The sequence below is a fragment of the Pseudomonas corrugata genome (assembly GCF_001269905.1).
Taxonomy (GTDB): domain Bacteria; phylum Pseudomonadota; class Gammaproteobacteria; order Pseudomonadales; family Pseudomonadaceae; genus Aquipseudomonas; species Aquipseudomonas corrugata.
The window spans coordinates 19189-35001 of the sequence record NZ_LHVK01000022.1; the positions used below are offsets into that span (position 1 = coordinate 19189).

A 15813-nucleotide genomic window follows, 5' to 3' on the forward strand; every position below is an offset into this window, starting at 1 on the left:
AACCATGATGCAGATCGACAACAAGATTTTCCTCGTCAGCGGCGGTGCGTCCGGCCTCGGTGCGGCCACCGGCGAGCTGTTGGTCAAGGCCGGCGCCAAGGTGATGCTGGTGGACCTCAATGCCGAAGCCGTGGCCACCCAGGCACAGAAGCTCGGCTGCCAGAGCGTGGTGGCGGACATCAGCAACGAGGCGGCGGCCGAAGCGGCAATCAAGGCCACCGTCGAGGCATTTGGCGGCCTGAACGGCCTGGTGAACTGCGCCGGCATCGTGCGTGGCGAGAAGATCCTCGGCAAGAACGGCCCTCACGGGCTCGCCAGCTTCAGCCAGGTGATCAACGTCAACCTGATCGGTAGCTTCAACTTGCTGCGCCTGGCCGCTGCGGCCATCGCTGAAACCGAGGCCGATGCCGACGGCGAGCGTGGCGTGATCATCAACACCGCGTCGGTGGCCGCCTTCGACGGCCAGATCGGCCAGGCGGCCTATGCGGCATCCAAGGGCGCCATTGCCAGCCTGACCCTGCCCGCTGCCCGGGAGCTGGCGCGTTTCGGCATCCGTGTGATGACCATCGCACCGGGGATCTTCGAAACGCCGATGATGGCCGGCATGACCCCGGAAGTCCGCGATTCCCTGGCCGCAGGCGTACCATTTCCGCCGCGCCTGGGCAAACCCGCCGAGTACGCGGCGCTGGTCAGGCATATCATTGAAAACAGCATGCTCAACGGCGAGGTGATTCGTCTCGACGGCGCCTTGCGCATGGCAGCGAAGTAAGGAGAATTTGTCATGACCCACGATCCGATTGTCATCGTCAGCGCCGTCCGCACGCCAATGGGCGGCTTCCAAGGTGAACTCAAGAGCCTCAGCGCCCCGCAATTGGGCGCGGCCGCGATCAAGGCCGCCGTGGAGCGCGCCGGCATCAGCCCTGGCTCCGTTGAAGAAGTGCTGTTCGGTTGCGTGCTCGCCGCAGGCCTGGGCCAGGCCCCGGCGCGGCAGGCGGCGTTGGGTGCCGGGCTCGACAAATCGACCCGTTGCACCACCCTGAACAAGATGTGCGGCTCGGGCATGGAAGCGACCATGCTCGCCCATGACATGCTCGTTGCCGGCAGTGCCGAGGTGGTGGTGGCCGGTGGCATGGAAAGCATGTCCAACGCCCCGTATCTGCTCGACCGCGCCCGTAGCGGCTTGCGCATGGGCCACGGCAAGGTCCTGGACCACATGTTTCTCGATGGCCTGGAAGACGCCTACGACAAGGGACGCCTGATGGGTACCTTCGCCGAGGACTGCGCCGAAGCCAACGGTTTCAGCCGTGAAGCCCAGGACGCCTTTGCCATTGCGTCCACCACCCGCGCCCAGCAGGCGATCAAGGACGGCAGTTTCGACGCCGAGATCGTGCCGCTGCAGGTCATGGTCGGCAAGGAGCAGGTCACGGTGAGCCACGACGAACAGCCGCCAAAGGCACGAATCGACAAGATATCGTCCCTCAAGCCGGCGTTCCGCGAGGGCGGCACGGTGACGGCGGCCAACGCCAGCTCCATCTCCGACGGAGCCGCTGCGCTGGTGCTGATGCGCCAGAGCCAGGCGACTCAGCGGGGCTTGAAGCCCCTTGCAGTGATTCACGGCCACGCGGCGTTTGCCGACACTCCGAGCCTGTTCCCCACCGCACCGATCGGCGCGGTGAAAAAGCTGATGCAAAAGACCGGCTGGTCGCTGGATCAAGTCGATCTGTTCGAAATCAACGAAGCGTTTGCCGTGGTAGGGCTGGTGACCATGGACAAGCTGGAGATTCCCCACGACAAGGTCAACATCCACGGTGGCGCCTGCGCCTTGGGCCACCCGATCGGTGCATCCGGGGCTCGGATCCTCGTGACACTGCTCTCGGCCCTGCGTCAGAAAGGCCTCAAGCGCGGTGTTGCGGCGATCTGCATCGGCGGCGGCGAAGCTACGGCCATGGCCGTTGAATGCCTGTATTAAGGAATCACCATGCTCCCAACTGAAGAACAGATACAAATCAGCGACGTGGCCCGGCAGTTCGCCCAGGAACGCCTGAAGCCGTTCGCCGCCGAGTGGGACCGCGAGCACCGCTTTCCCAGGGAAGCTATCGCCGAGATGGCCGAACTGGGCTTCTTCGGCATGCTCGTGCCGGAGCAGTGGGGTGGTTGCGACACCGGTTACCTGACCTATGCCATGGCCCTGGAGGAGATCGCCGCCGGTGACGGGGCGTGCTCGACCATCATGAGCGTGCACAACTCGGTGGGCTGCGTGCCAATCCTCAAGTTCGGCAGCGATGAGCAGAAGGCCCGGTTCCTCACGCCCCTGGCCAGCGGCGCGATGCTCGGCGCCTTTGCCCTGACCGAGCCCCAGGCCGGCTCGGACGCCAGCAGCCTCAAGACCCGTGCGCGACTGGACGGCGATCATTACGTGCTCAACGGTAGCAAGCAGTTCATCACCTCGGGGCAGAATGCCGGGGTGGTGATCGTATTCGCGGTGACCGATCCGAGCGCGGGCAAACGGGGTATCAGCGCGTTCATCGTGCCCACCGATTCACCGGGGTATAGCGTGGCGCGGGTCGAGGACAAACTAGGTCAACACGCCTCCGATACCTGTCAGATCCTGTTCGAGGATGTGAAGGTGCCGGTGGCCAATCGGTTGGGGGAGGAGGGTGAAGGCTACAGGATCGCCCTGGCGAACCTGGAAGGCGGGCGAGTCGGCATCGCGGCGCAAGCGGTCGGCATGGCACGCGCGGCATTTGAAGCGGCCCGGGATTATGCCCGCGAACGTCAGAGCTTCGGCAAGGCGATCATCGAACACCAGGCCGTGGCGTTCCGCCTGGCGGATATGGCGACCCAAATCGCCGTGGCGCGGCAGATGGTGCATTACGCCGCCGCGCTGCGGGATAACGATCAGCCTGCACTGGTAGAGGCTTCCATGGCCAAGTTGTTCGCCTCGGAAATGGCCGAAAAAGTCTGCTCCATGGCGTTGCAAACCCTGGGTGGATACGGTTATCTCAATGACTTCCCGCTGGAACGCATTTACCGCGACGTACGGGTCTGCCAGATCTATGAAGGCACCAGCGACATTCAGCGCATGGTCATTTCGCGCAATCTTTGAACAGGAGTCCTGCATGAGCTACGAAACGATTTTGTTGGAAATCAAGGACCGCGTCGGCCTGATCACCCTCAACCGGCCCCAGGCGCTGAACGCCTTGAACGCGCAGATCGTCAGCGAGTTGAACCACGCGCTGGACAGCCTGGAAGCGGACCCGAAGATCGGCTGCATCGTACTGACCGGCTCGAAGAAAGCCTTCGCCGCCGGGGCCGATATCAAGGAAATGGCCGAGCTGACCTATCCGCAGATCTACCTCGACGACCTGTTCAGCGACAGCGACCGCGTGGCCAACCGCCGCAAGCCGATCATCGCGGCGGTGAACGGCTTCGCCTTGGGTGGCGGTTGTGAGCTGGCCCTGATGTGCGACTTTATCCTGGCCGGCGACAATGCCAAGTTCGGCCAGCCGGAGATCAACCTTGGCGTGCTGCCGGGCATGGGCGGCACCCAGCGCCTGACCCGGGCGGTGGGCAAGGCCAAGGCCATGGAAATGTGCCTGACCGGACGCTTCATCGATGCGGTGGAGGCGGAACGTTGCGGCATCGTGGCGCGGATTGTACCGGCTGATGAGCTGTTGGACGATGCCCTGAAAACCGCTGCACTGATCGCCTCCAAGTCGGTGCCGATCAGCATGATGGTCAAGGAAAGCGTCAACCGTGCGTTTGAAGTGAGCCTGTCCGAAGGCGTGCGTTTCGAACGACGCGTGTTCCATGCGGCGTTCGCGACCCAGGACCAGAAAGAAGGCATGGCGGCCTTCGTGGCCAAGCGGCCGGCGGAGTTCCAGGACAAGTAAGCGGCGCCCTGACAGACGCCATCGCGAGCAGGCTCGCTCCCACACGGGATCGGCGCTGTACGCAGCCTTTGCATACGCCGCAGGATCCTGTGGGAGCCGGGCTTGCCCGCGAAGACGGCAGTCCATCCAACATCACCGTGGTAGACACGCCGCCATCGCGAGCAGGCTCGCGATGGCGGCCTATCGGCTTGCAGTCATTTGACTGGCAGGTTCGCTACGCGGCCTCGTGGAACTTCGCCTGGGATTTGCCGGCACGCTTGGCCCGGTACAGCGCTTCGTCGGCCTGGGCCAGTGCGTCGGCAAACGCGCCGCCGGTCCAGAGCGTCCCACCGATACTGCAACCGATCTTGATCGACTGTCCGGCTAATACGACCGGTTCGGCCAGCTTCGCCAGGATGCGTTGCGCAGCGCCCTGGATGCTGGCCAGGGTTTCTCCGTTGTTCAGGCGCAGCAGGAGCACGAATTCGTCCCCGCCGTGGCGCACGGCAATGTCGCCCTCGCGCACTGCCGTCAGCAGCCGAATGCCGACTTCATGAAGTAACGCGTCGCCAGCGGCATGGCCGAAGTCATCATTGACGGGTTTGAAACCGTCGAGATCCACGCACAGCACGCCGAAGTCGCACTGTGTTTCAACTTCGCGACCCACGGCTTCGACATACTTGTTCAGGGCCGCCCGGTTAGGCAGGCCAGTGACGACATCGCGATAGGCAATGCCTTCGACCACCGCCAGTTGGCCTCTCTTTCTGGTCAGGCTGTCGACGAGGTGGCGGATCGCAACACTCAGCGTTTCGACCTCCCGACTGCCCTTGAGCAGAGGGATGCTGACATCGGCGCCCTCGGACAGCCGGGCGGCCGCCTCGGCGATTTTATTGATGGGGCCGGTAATGATGCCCGCGACAAACCACCCGATCACGGCAAACAGGACGGACAGCAGGGCACCCCACATGAGGATATCGTTACGCAATCGATGCGCTTCAGCGAAAGCCGCTTCAGTCGGCTGTCGCGTGACCACAGTCCAGCCCAGGCCGCGATAATCGCCGACGCCAACGCTCCGGGCCGAACCTGCCATGTACACGTTACCGTCCTGCCAGCGCTTGACCGACCAGCTTTGCCCGACACCTTCGTTGACAGTGATGCCGATAGGTTTACCGATCATTTCGTCAGGCCCCAGGATGACGGTGCCATCTTTGCTGATCACCAGGAACTCCAGCCCAGGCAGGCGCTTTTGCAAGGGTGCGAACAATGACCGTCCAACCTCGTCAGCCCACTTCCACGACAGGTGCGCCGCCAGCACTCCCATGAATTGGCCGGAGTTGTCCCGGACTGGCATGCTGATGTCGACAAACTTCATCGCTTCACCGGAAGGGTTGGGCAGCAGCTTCGCTAGCATGACCGCCTCATGGACATCGCCGATAAAGGCCTCGTCCTGACCATTGACGAAGACAGGGCGGTGTGAAATGTCGACGCCTTCGAGCAGTCTTTCGGTCGAGGCGACCACGGTGCCATGGGCATCGGTAAGGCCGATCCATGAATAGCTCGGGAACTGATCGCTGAGATGATTGAGCAGTGCCCGTGCTTCGTCGATGTTCGCAGCGTTGCGCAATGTCTCCAACTGACTCAGGACGGTGAGCGCCTTTGACCGGTTACTCATGTCGCGATCAAGGCGATCAACCATCGAGTACGCATATTCGCTCAGTTGAAGACCGGTTTTGCCTTTGAGCCTGGAGATGGACGATTCGCCTATAACGGTACCGAACAGGCAACTGAGGACCAGCACGACCAATGCGACAGTCAGCGCAAGTCGCGCTCGTAAACTCTGAAAGGGAAGGGAATACATGTGAGCCGCCAAAGGGATGGAATCGAATACCTGGGTCCCTGGCATCCTGTTGTTTCGTTATCGTCTCAGAATTCCCTCGTCCAGGGTACTGCAGTCGGTAAATGGAGATGGCTACGCGCCGTCTCCACGCTGACTCGATAGGTAGTTGGCGCACAAAGCAGGAGAATATCCGCCGGGCTCACGACGCACGGGAGACGCGCGACCCAAACCCGGCAGCTGTTTCAGTCAGAAGATGAATTTGAGTAGCGCGATGACCACGATCAGGCCGATCAGGAAAATAATGCCAACGGTACTGCCAAGAAATTTCAACATGGGAAGTGCTCTCATCGGATGGGCTTAATGGTCTAGACCTCTGGTGCGGGAGCTCGTTTCGATTATTTTTCGATGGCTTCCACCTATCCGAATGCTCGGTTTGACGATCCTCGACATAAGCGGCATTATTGCTCGATTGCGAGCATTGTTGCTCGATTGTGCGGATTGTGAACTCATGGGCTCATCCAACGACGTATTTCCCGGCGAACGCCAGCAATTGATCAGCGAACGCCTTGCCCGATATGGCCGTGTGATTGCGGCTGACCTGGCCAGTGAACTGAATGTATCCGAGCACTCGATCCGACGTGACCTGGGCGCGCTGGCGGCGGCAGGGTTGTGCAAGCGCGTGTATGGTGGCGCTATCCTGCTGCCTGCGGCGGAACGACCGATAGGTGTTCGCGTCAGGCAGGATGCCGGACGCAAGGACTGTCTCGGCCAGACCGCTGTCTCGTTGCTGAGCGCCGGCCAGCACGTTTTCATCGATGCCGGGTCGACCAACCTCGCTATCGCCTGCGCCATTGATCCCCAGCTCCCGCTCACCATCACCACCAACTCGCCGTTGATTGCGGTGCAACTGATGAAGTTGCCTCGCGCCGAGGTCATCGTGTTGGGCGGGCGCTTGAACACTGTCGCGGGAGGCGCAATCGGGCTGGCTGCAGCACAGCAACTACGGCAGTTCAGTTTCGACCTGTGCTTTCTCGGCGCTTGCGCCATCGATCCGGACAACGGCATTACAGCCTTCGGCCTGGACGACGCCGAGTTCAAGCGCGCAGTGGTCGCGGCGAGCGGCCAGGTGGTCGTGGCAGTGACCAACGAAAAACTCTCCAGCGTTGCGCATTATCAAGTGGCCGCGTGTGGCGAAGTGTCTACCCTGGTGGTGGAACACGATGCGCCGCGGGAGCGCCTGGAGCCGTTTTTCAACCGGATCTCCAATGTCGTCACGGCCGCTCGTTAAGTCGCTGGCTGTCGGGCTTGCCCCAATGCCAGTCAGTTGAGGAGCAAACGGCGCAAATCCTGTGGGAGCAAAGCTTGCTCGCGACAGCGACAGACCAGTCAACATTGTTGCTGACTGACTTACCGCAATCGCGAGCAAGCTTTACTCCCACAGGTTGTGGCTTAACTGATTGGCATTAGGCTTGCCGGGCCTCGACGCGAACGACCATCCAGATGCCGCCCCCGGACACCAGTATTCCCAATGCCATCGGCCACGACAGTGGTTCGTTGAACATGGCCCACGCCCAAAGCATCGTAACCGGTGGGCTGAGGTAGAGGATGCTCGCAACGCGAGTGGCAGTTGCGCGGCGCAGGCAGAGCCAATAGAGCCCATAGCCGCCTATCGTGGACAACCCTACCGTCCATAGCACGCTCAAGGCAAACCCGGCGCTGGGTATCGGAACCAGGCTAGCCGGTATGCCTTCAAGAAGAGCGAATACCACGCCCGAAACACAGCATTGCAGCCAAAGGTTGGGCATCAGGCCCAGTGATTCGGACGCTGGCAAATACTTTTGCCACAAGGTCGCGACAGCCAGGGAAAGCATGCCCAGCAGGGGCAGGGCGTAGGCCCACCCTGGCGCGTTTCCCCAGGTGAGTGCACCGTGGGTGGCCAGCGCAGCGCCAGCCAGGCCGATTATCAGGCCTGCCCAGACCTGCCAGGCCAGTCGTTGTCCGAGTACGCAAGCCGCCAACAGCGCCATGCCCATCGGCAAAAGGTCGGCAAACAGCGCGGCAAGGCCCGCTGGCACGCCCAGGGCAATGCCTTGGGTAATGCCGGCGAGATAGCCCCCCATGGCCAGCAGGCCGATGCCGGCGTTTTTCAGGAGCACCGCCACCGTCGCCTGTCGTAACTGCTTCGCGACGAAGGGAAACAGTACCAGCGTGACAACCAAGCAGCGCCAGAACACCACCAGCAACGGAGGAGCGTAATCGATGGAAAAGCGCGCGCCGACAAAACCGGAGCTCCACGTCAGGATCAACGCGGCTTCCAGAAAGGGTAACGGAATCATCCAGTACCAGGCTGAACGGGGTGAGGCTGTGCATGGGGTCGCTTTCATGACTCCACGCTACAAAAACGGCGTAATCTGATAAATCAAAATGTATTGCAGCAGTCCTTCATAAAAGGTGAATCATGGCGGCCGTACTCGACATTGAGCTGATTCGTACATTTCACGCCGTCGCGCGTATCGGCAAGTTCAGCGCCGCGGCAGAACACCTGCATAAAAGCCCGGCGGCGGTGAGCGTGCACGTGCAGCGGCTGGAGACGGTTGCCGGGGGGCGCTTGCTCAACCGTGATAATCAGTCGGTCTCGCTGACGGCGCTGGGCAAGCGCCTGCTCGTGTCGACCACAGAGCTGCTGAGCGCCCACGACCGGGTGCTGGCCGACCTGCATGGCAACCGTCTGGCTGGACGCATCAGCCTGGGGGTGCCGGACGAATATGCGAACCATGTCATCCGTGACATTCTTCCGACGTTCGTAGCGGCCTGGCCGAACGTGGTGCTGGAGCTCAAGACTGCCCCCAGCTATGCGCTACAGGACCTGGTGCAGCGTGGAAAACTCCAGGCGGCTGTCGTTACCCGGCCGAAGGAACGGCCGGACGCGCCAGGGCAGGTGCTGGTACCCACAGCGCCCGTCTGGGTCGGACCGATCAACATGATGCTGGCCTCATCGCAGCCGCTCCCACTGGCCGTGCACGCGGCACAATGCCCTTACCGACAAGCCATGCTCGAATCGCTCAGGCACAGTGGACGCAAGGTGCGCATCGTGCTGGAGAGTCCCTCCAACCAGGCCGTCAAGGCGTGCGTCGAGGCCGGATTGGCAATCAGCCTGATCGATCGCGCCCGTGTGACGGAGAAGATGCAGATACTCGCCGGCCTGCCGGTCATCCCGGAGCATGAGGTGGTGTTCATGCGCTCGCGCATCGGCGAGACCGATGCAGCGGTGGATCTGCTGGGCCAGGCCATGGGGCAGCTGTTTCGGCTCTAGGGACTGTCGGTACGTCCCTCAGGTGCGGAAATGCCCCACCCGTTGCTGCTGATGGTTCGCCATCTCATAGAGCTGGAGGCTGGCTTGCGACGCGTCCTGCATCCGGCTGGTCAATGTTTCGCTGATCGTGCGGATGTCGCTGACGCGATGACTGATGTCTTCGACCACTGAGCTTTGTTCCAGGGCAGCGCTGGCGATCTGCTGGTTCATTTGTTCGATCACTTCCACGGCGTCGCTGATGTTCTGCAGCGCCACCTGGGTCTGTTCGACCTGAACCACGCTGCCCCTGGCCAGTTCACGGCTGAGTTGGGTGTTGTGCACCACCTCCTGGCTGAGCTGTTGCAGCGCTTCGATCACCCTGCGGATATGTTCGACCGAGTTCTGGGTGTTGCTGGCCAGGTGCCGGACTTCGTCGGCCACCACTGCGAAGCCGCGCCCCTGTTCACCGGCCCTGGCCGCTTCAATCGCAGCATTGAGGGCTAACAGGTTGGTCTGCTGGGCGATGGCGCAGATCACATCCAACACTTGGTTGATCTGCTGGCTGTTGTCGGCGAGGGTCTGCACCTGACCGAGGGTGGTTTCGAGGCTTTGATCAAGGGTGCCGATACTGCTGAAAGCGTTGGCGAACAGGGCTCGTCCGGATCGGCTGGCACTTTCGGCGCGAGTGGCCGCATCGGCCGCTTGATGGGAATGACGGGCTACTTCTTGGGCGCTGGCGCTCATTTCATGCAGGGCGGTGGCGGCCAGTTCGACATCCCGGTACTGCCTGGACATGCCGGTGCTCACCTCCTGGGCCACTTGCGAGGAGGTGTCGGCAGTGTTGCGGGTGTCTCGAGAGGCTTGCTGGATATCGCGGATGATGGGTTGCAGTTTGGCGAGGAAGCGGTTGAACCCATTGGCCAGTTGGCCCAGCTCGTCGCTGCGGTGGTCGGGCAGGCGCCGGGTAAGGTCGCCATCGCCTTCGACAATGGCATTGAGCATGTCGGCGACGCTGAGCAGCGGTCGAGTCACGCCGTAGGCGGTCAGCCATATGAGTGACAATCCCAGCCCGCCGGCCAGCAGTCCCAGTCCGAGATTGACCCAGTTGGCGTATTGCTGCCTTTCATCCAACTGAGCCTGCATCTGCAAGGCCGGCGCCTGAACCAACGCCTCGGGAACGCGTATCTGCAACTGCCAGGGGGCGCTGTTGGCGACCGTCTGCACAGCCTGATGCACGTCGACCGAGGTCTCCGACACGCTGCCGCTGTGGCCGGCAGGCTGGCCCGACGGGGACAGAATGCTGATCTCGCTATGGCCTGGATACAGGTCATCGGCCAGGGTCGCGGCGAGCTTCTGCAGGGTATCGAGGCTGATGTCCATACCCACGACGCCAATGGCCTGGCCGTTGTCCATCAACGGGATCGAGATGCTGCTCATGAGAGTTTTCCGGCCCTCGACTTCAACCTCGTAGGGTTCCGTCATGCAGGTACGCCGCTCGGTCTGTGGGCAGAAGTACCAGGCGTTCCCCGGCTCGCTGCCTGGCGGCGCAGTGTTGGCAATGATCTGGGCTTCGCTGAGCACTTCCTGAACCAGTTGCCCAGGCTGGCTTTGCGACCAATACAAGGCAAAGCGTCCCCTTTCGTTCCCGGCCAGGTTCCGCTGGCCGGAGAAACCGGCATCGGCTCCGGCGAGCGCGTCAGGCAACAACACAACGTACAGCCCGAGGATCTTCTCGCGTTTAAGCAGAGCCCGGCGGGCGGCGCCGATCAGCGCCTGGCGCAGTTGGGTGGCGGTCAATCGCCCATCCAGGGTTTGGGCGCGTAGCTGCAGAACCTCTTGGGCGAATCCTTCCCCATACAGCGCTGTTTCGTTGAAAAAACGCTCCACCCGCTGGCCATGGGCGAGGGCTTGGGCCTGCAAGCGCTCCAGGGCTGACCGGCCCAGCAGAAGACTGCTCTGATGCTTCAACAACTTTGCGCTCTGTTGGTTCTGGTACAGGGACGCGCCGGTCAGCGCGCCGACGACGGCCAGGAGGGACAATCCACTCAAGAGTGTGATCCGCCACTGAATACTGAGACGCGCGAAGAACATGCCGGGACTTCCTGCTGGAGGCTTCAGATCGCACGCAGACAAAGCCTGGGGTGGCGTTGGAAGGCGCGTCCCACCTGATTGTTATTGTTGGGTACCCGGCACTTGGTTCAAGGCCGGCGAGGCCATCTTGCTGGACGCAATGTCCGCGCCGTTAGCCCGAATCGGCAGCAACTGCCGGGTACCGGACTTCAAGGCTGCCCCACTTTGGGGCGAGGCTCCCGATGCTGCCGATTTGGGATAGCGAACGGTTTTGGCGAGGGCATAGGATCGACCCCGGCAACACACAACAAGTCTGTGCGGAACGGTAAGTCTGGCGTGCACCGATCCTGCAACAGCGGCCTCATACAATAAGGTTAAAAAAATGAGCGTATCTTTTCCGATCAGCAGCTCCACGGAGTTGAAGCGAGGCGCCTTGGGTGTCGGCTTCATCATCTTCTTTGTGGTATCGGCGGCGAGCCCACTGAGTGTCATCGCGGGGGGCTTCCCCATCGGCATCATGCTGGGTAACGGTGCCGGTACGCCGGCGTTGTTGATCCTGGCCCTGCTGGTGTTACTGGCGTTCTCGGCGGGATACACCGCCATGTCCCGGCACATGACCAACGCCGGCGGTTTCTACGCCTTTACATCCCGCGGCCTGGGCGGTCTGGCCGGCGGCGCGGCGGGGGTATTGGCAATGTTCGCCTACAACATCCTTCAGGTCGGCCTGTACGGCATGTTCGGCGGAGTCGTCAGCGGCACGATGGCCAGCGTGTTCGGCCTGGAGCTGCCCTGGTGGGCTTATTCGCTGATGGCCATGGCGAGCGTGGCGATTCTTGGCTATCGCAAGATCGACCTCTCTGCGCGGGTGCTCTCGGTGGTGGTCATCGCCGAGTACCTGGCCATCCTGATCCTGGACTTCGCCATCCTCAAGACCGGCGGCGACAGTGGCATCAATTTCGATTCGTTCGACCGCAGCCACGTGTTCAGCGGCACGCCGTCCATTGGCCTGCTGTTCTGTTTCGCCGCCTTTATCGGCTTTGAGGCCACCACCATTTATGGCGAAGAAGCCCGGGATCCGCACCGCACCATTCCGATTGCCACCTATAGCTCGGTGCTGTTGATCGGCGGCTTCTATGCCTTGTCGGTGTGGGCCATGGTGGTGGGCGTGGGGGCGGACAAGATTGTCCCGACGTTGCAGGCATTGCAGGACCCGACCACGTTCATCTATGGCATGTCCGATCACTTTGTCGGCCCGTACCTGACCCAGGTCATCCGTATCCTGTTCATGGTCAGCATCTATGCCGGACTGCTGGCGTTCCACAATGCCGCGGCCCGTTATTTCTACGCCATTGGGCGTGACGGGCTGCTGCATCGCCAATTGGGCACGACCCACCGCGTCCACCAGAGCCCGCACATGGGCTCGGCGCTGCAAAGCCTGATTGCCGCCGTGGTGGTGCTGATTTTCGCCGCGCTGGATGCCGACCCGATCCTGCAACTGTTCGCCTGGTTCTCCAACCTGGCGACCCTGTGCGTGATCCTGCTGATGGCGCTGACCTCGGCCGCAGTGGTGGTGTATTTCCAACGTCACCCGGAACTGAAGCTCGGGGTTTGGCGCGGACGGATCCTGCCGGTTTTTTCCTGCCTGGCATTGTTGGTGGTCCTGGCGCTGGCGGTGATTCATTTCGACGTGCTGACCGGGGCCAGCGCGCTGCTGTCCTACGCCCTCTGCGCCATCATCCCCGTCGCGCTGATTGTCGGTGTAGGCCTGGCGATCCGGCTGCGCAGGATTTCCCCCGAGCGGTTCATGGCGTTGGGTAGCCACAAACTTTAGGGCCTCACGCGGCACTGTTCAATTCTCACGAAAAATACCGGTCCGCGCGGTACGGGACGGCCCGTCCGCGCGCGAAAGGGAGGTACTGATGCACGATTATCAAATGCTCATCAACGGGGTTGCGGTCAGCGGCGAACAGGGTGGCTTCGATGTCATCAACCCGGCCACCGGCAGCGCCTTTGCCCGCTGCCCCGCCGGCTCCCTGGCCCAGTTGGACCTGGCGGTCGATGCAGCCCAGGCGGCTTTCAGCGAGTGGCGCCACAGCACGCACGAAGACCGGCGGGAGCGCTTGCTGGGCATCGCCGCGGACATCGAAGCGCAAGCCGAGGCGTTGGCACGATTGATTGTCCAAGAGCAGGGCAAGCCGCTGGCTCTCGCGCTTTTCGAAGTCATGGGGGCGGTGGCCTGGACGCGCTACACCGCCGAACAGCAGATTCCGGTGGAGCGGGTGGAAGAAACCCCGACCCAGCGTATCGAGCTGCACCGCAAGCCGTTGGGGGTGGTGGCCTCGATCACGCCTTGGAACTGGCCGTTCATGATCGCCATCTGGCACATCATGCCGGCGCTGCGGGCCGGCAATTGCGTGATCAGCAAACCGTCCAGCCTCACCCCCTTGAGCACCCTGAGCCTGGTGCACCTTATCGCCCGGCATGTGCCCAAGGGCGTGATCAACGTCGTGACCGGAGAACAGGGTTTCGGCAGCGCGATCACCTCTCATGCCGGCATCCACAAGATCGTATTCACCGGCTCGACGGCCACCGGCCAGAGCGTGATGCGCGGCGCCGCGAGCAATCTCAAGCGCCTGACGCTGGAGCTGGGGGGTAATGACGCCGCCATCGTGTTGCCCGGCACCCCGGTGGAGGCCGTGGCCGAAGACATTTTCCAGGCCGCCTTCCTGAACATGGGCCAGACCTGTGCCGCCCTCAAGCGCCTGTACATCCACCAATCCCAATACGAGGCCTTTGCCGACGCGCTGGTGCGGATCGCTGCGCGCCAGGTGGTGGGTGACGGCCTGGAGCCCGGCGTCACTTTCGGGCCGGTGCAGAACCTTGAACAGCTGGAACTGGTCGAGGCGCTGGTCGCCGATGCCCGTGCCCATGGCGGCCGGGTGTTGTGCGGCGGTGCTCGGTTGGACCGGCCGGGGTTTTTCTATCCACCGACCCTGGTGGCCGATGTGACAGACGGGCATCGCCTGGTCGATGAAGAACAGTTCGGTCCGGTCCTGCCGCTGATTGCCTATCAGGATGTCGAGGATGTGCTGCGCCGCGCCAATGCCAGCGACATGGGCTTGGGAGGCTCGGTATGGGGTGGCAACGTCGAGCAGGCACAGGCCTTGGCCAGTCGCCTGGAAAGCGGCGTGGCCTGGGTCAACTGTCACGCGCAGATCCAACCGAATACGCCTTTTGGCGGCAGCAAAATGTCCGGGTTCGGTGTCGAGTTCGGTCTTGAAGGGTTGCTGGAGTTCACAGGCCAACAACTGCTGTTTGTACGCACCCGTGAAACTGAGTGAGGACTTGAATCATGTACGAGCAATACAAGACAGCGCAGAAGAAGTTCTGGCATCCGATGAGCTCCGCGGCACCGGCCCAGCGTTCGAAAACCCTGATCATCGCCAAGGGAGACGGCAACTACATCACTGATATCGACGGCCAGCGCATGCTCGACGGCGTCGGCGGCTTGTGGAACGTCAACGTGGGCCACAATCGAGCCTCGGTAAAGGCCGCCATTGCCGCGCAACTGGACGAACTGGCGTATTACCAGACGTTCGATGGCATCGCCCATCCGCGGGTGTTCGACCTGGCTGAGCGGCTGATCTCGATGTTTGCCCAGGAGAACATGGCCAGGGTGCTGTTCAGCGCCGGTGGTTCGGACGCGGTGGAGACCGCATTGAAAATGGCCCGCCAGTACTGGATCGCCAGCGGCGAGCCGGGGCGTACCCGTTTCCTGTCATTGCGCAACGGTTACCACGGCGTGCACATGGGCGGCACTTCGGTGGGCGGTAACGGTGTGTATCACTACAACCACGGGCCATTGCTCGCGGGCTGCCATTTGCTCGACACGCCGTGGCTGTATCGCAACCCCTGGGATTGCCGCGATCCGGAAGAACTGACTGCCCACTGCATTCGTCAGTTGGAAGACCAGATCGCGCTGTTGGGCGGGCAAACCATCGCTGCGCTGATCGCCGAACCGGTGCAGGGGGCGGGCGGCGTCATCGTGCCGCCGGCGAACTACTGGAAGAGGCTGCGGGAAGTCTGCGATCGCCACGGCATTCTGTTGATCGCCGATGAAGTGGTGACGGGGTTCGGCCGCACGGGTTGCATGCTCGGCAGTCGGGGTTGGGGCGTCGCGCCGGACGTGTTGTGCCTGGCCAAGGGCATCACCGCCGGTTACATCCCGATGGGCGCCACGGTGTTCAACCAGCGGATCGCCGATGCCATTGAGAGCGGGCCGGGGTTCAGCAGTGTGATCATGCATGGCTACACCTATAGCGGCCACCCGACCGCGTGTGCCGCGGCCCTGGCGGTGCTGGACATTGTCGAGGCCGAGGATCTGCCGGGCAACGCCGGGAAAATCGGCGCTCAGTTGCTGGAGCAGCTGCAACCGCTGGCGGAGCGCTACGCGGTGGTCGGTGAGGCGCGCGGCAAGGGCTTGATGATCGCCCTGGACCTGGTAACGGACAAGGCCACCCGCGAGCCCCTCGATCCGGCGACCGGCCTTGCTACGCGGATTGCCGATGAAGCGCGCCGTGGCGGTGTGCTGGTGCGTCCGATCGGCAACAAGATCGTCTTGTCGCCGCCGCTGACCCTGACATCAGAAGAAGCCGGTTTGATCGTTCGGGCCCTCGATCACGGCCTGGCCACCTGCCGCTGACCTGCAAAGCCGGTGCGGTCATCTGCACCGGCTTCACGAA

General features: G+C 62.5%; 13 protein-coding genes. 9 read left to right on the top strand and 4 right to left on the bottom strand.

Annotated elements, in window-relative coordinates:
* Window positions 1-7: 7 nt before the first annotated feature.
* The 4 genes from AD665_RS22690 to AD665_RS22705 are packed head-to-tail and all read left to right on the top strand — an operon-like array spanning window position 8 to window position 3893.
* On the top strand, window positions 8-769 hold the full coding sequence (locus tag AD665_RS22690) for an SDR family NAD(P)-dependent oxidoreductase (RefSeq protein WP_024777313.1): 762 nt from the start codon (window positions 8-10) through the stop codon (window positions 767-769).
* Between the two features lie 12 nt (window positions 770-781).
* Entirely contained in the window at window positions 782-1969 is a 1188-nt protein-coding gene (locus tag AD665_RS22695) for an acetyl-CoA C-acyltransferase (protein WP_024777312.1), read from the top strand.
* Between the two features lie 9 nt (window positions 1970-1978).
* Complete coding sequence (locus tag AD665_RS22700) at window positions 1979-3106, top strand: acyl-CoA dehydrogenase (RefSeq protein WP_024777311.1); 1128 nt, start codon at window positions 1979-1981, stop codon at window positions 3104-3106.
* Window positions 3107-3119: 13 nt separating this feature from the next.
* Window positions 3120-3893: an enoyl-CoA hydratase gene (locus AD665_RS22705; RefSeq protein WP_024777310.1), complete on the top strand. Its 774-nt coding sequence runs from the start codon at window positions 3120-3122 to the stop codon at window positions 3891-3893.
* 214 nt (window positions 3894-4107) lie between these two features.
* Here AD665_RS22705 and AD665_RS22710 read toward each other — a convergent pair whose 3' ends face one another.
* Together AD665_RS22710 and AD665_RS28310 are read right to left on the bottom strand one after the other, a co-directional pair.
* Window positions 4108-5775 carry a diguanylate cyclase domain-containing protein gene (locus tag AD665_RS22710; RefSeq protein ID WP_338107578.1) on the bottom strand — a complete coding sequence of 556 codons (1668 nt, stop codon included), beginning with the start codon at window positions 5773-5775 and terminating at the stop codon, window positions 4108-4110.
* 180 nt (window positions 5776-5955) lie between these two features.
* A complete protein-coding gene (locus AD665_RS28310; RefSeq protein ID WP_448649300.1) occupies window positions 5956-6057 on the bottom strand; it encodes a small membrane protein YohP in 102 nt (33 codons plus the stop codon).
* A gap of 160 nt (window positions 6058-6217) precedes the next feature.
* Here AD665_RS28310 and AD665_RS22715 point away from each other — a divergent pair, with 160 nt between their 5' ends.
* Window positions 6218-6997 (top strand): DeoR/GlpR family DNA-binding transcription regulator, encoded by a 780-nt coding sequence (locus AD665_RS22715; protein WP_024777308.1) that lies wholly within the window; start codon window positions 6218-6220, stop codon window positions 6995-6997.
* 175 nt (window positions 6998-7172) lie between these two features.
* Here AD665_RS22715 and AD665_RS22720 read toward each other — a convergent pair whose 3' ends face one another.
* Entirely contained in the window at window positions 7173-8093 is a 921-nt protein-coding gene (locus AD665_RS22720; protein ID WP_053193879.1) for a DMT family transporter, read from the bottom strand.
* A 74-nt stretch (window positions 8094-8167) separates the two neighbouring features.
* Here AD665_RS22720 and AD665_RS22725 point away from each other — a divergent pair, with 74 nt between their 5' ends.
* A complete protein-coding gene (locus AD665_RS22725) occupies window positions 8168-9022 on the top strand; it encodes a LysR family transcriptional regulator (RefSeq protein WP_024777306.1) in 855 nt (284 codons plus the stop codon).
* Between the two features lie 18 nt (window positions 9023-9040).
* Here AD665_RS22725 and AD665_RS22730 read toward each other — a convergent pair whose 3' ends face one another.
* The gene (locus AD665_RS22730; RefSeq protein WP_053193882.1) at window positions 9041-11092 is read right to left on the bottom strand and encodes a methyl-accepting chemotaxis protein; all 2052 of its coding nucleotides are present in this window, start codon (window positions 11090-11092) and stop codon (window positions 9041-9043) included.
* A gap of 361 nt (window positions 11093-11453) precedes the next feature.
* On the opposite strand from AD665_RS22730, the gene AD665_RS22735 reads away from it, so the two are divergent.
* The 3 genes from AD665_RS22735 to AD665_RS22745 all read left to right on the top strand — a co-directional run bounded on the left by AD665_RS22735 (window position 11454) and on the right by AD665_RS22745 (window position 15773).
* Window positions 11454-12902, top strand: a complete 1449-nt coding sequence (locus tag AD665_RS22735) for an APC family permease (RefSeq protein WP_024777304.1) — start codon at window positions 11454-11456, stop codon at window positions 12900-12902.
* 88 nt (window positions 12903-12990) lie between these two features.
* Window positions 12991-14412, top strand: coding sequence for an aldehyde dehydrogenase family protein (locus tag AD665_RS22740; protein WP_053193884.1), 1422 nt, complete (start codon window positions 12991-12993; stop codon window positions 14410-14412).
* A gap of 11 nt (window positions 14413-14423) precedes the next feature.
* On the top strand, window positions 14424-15773 hold the full coding sequence (locus AD665_RS22745; RefSeq protein WP_053193887.1) for an aminotransferase class III-fold pyridoxal phosphate-dependent enzyme: 1350 nt from the start codon (window positions 14424-14426) through the stop codon (window positions 15771-15773).
* The last annotated feature ends 40 nt before the right edge of the window (window positions 15774-15813 follow it).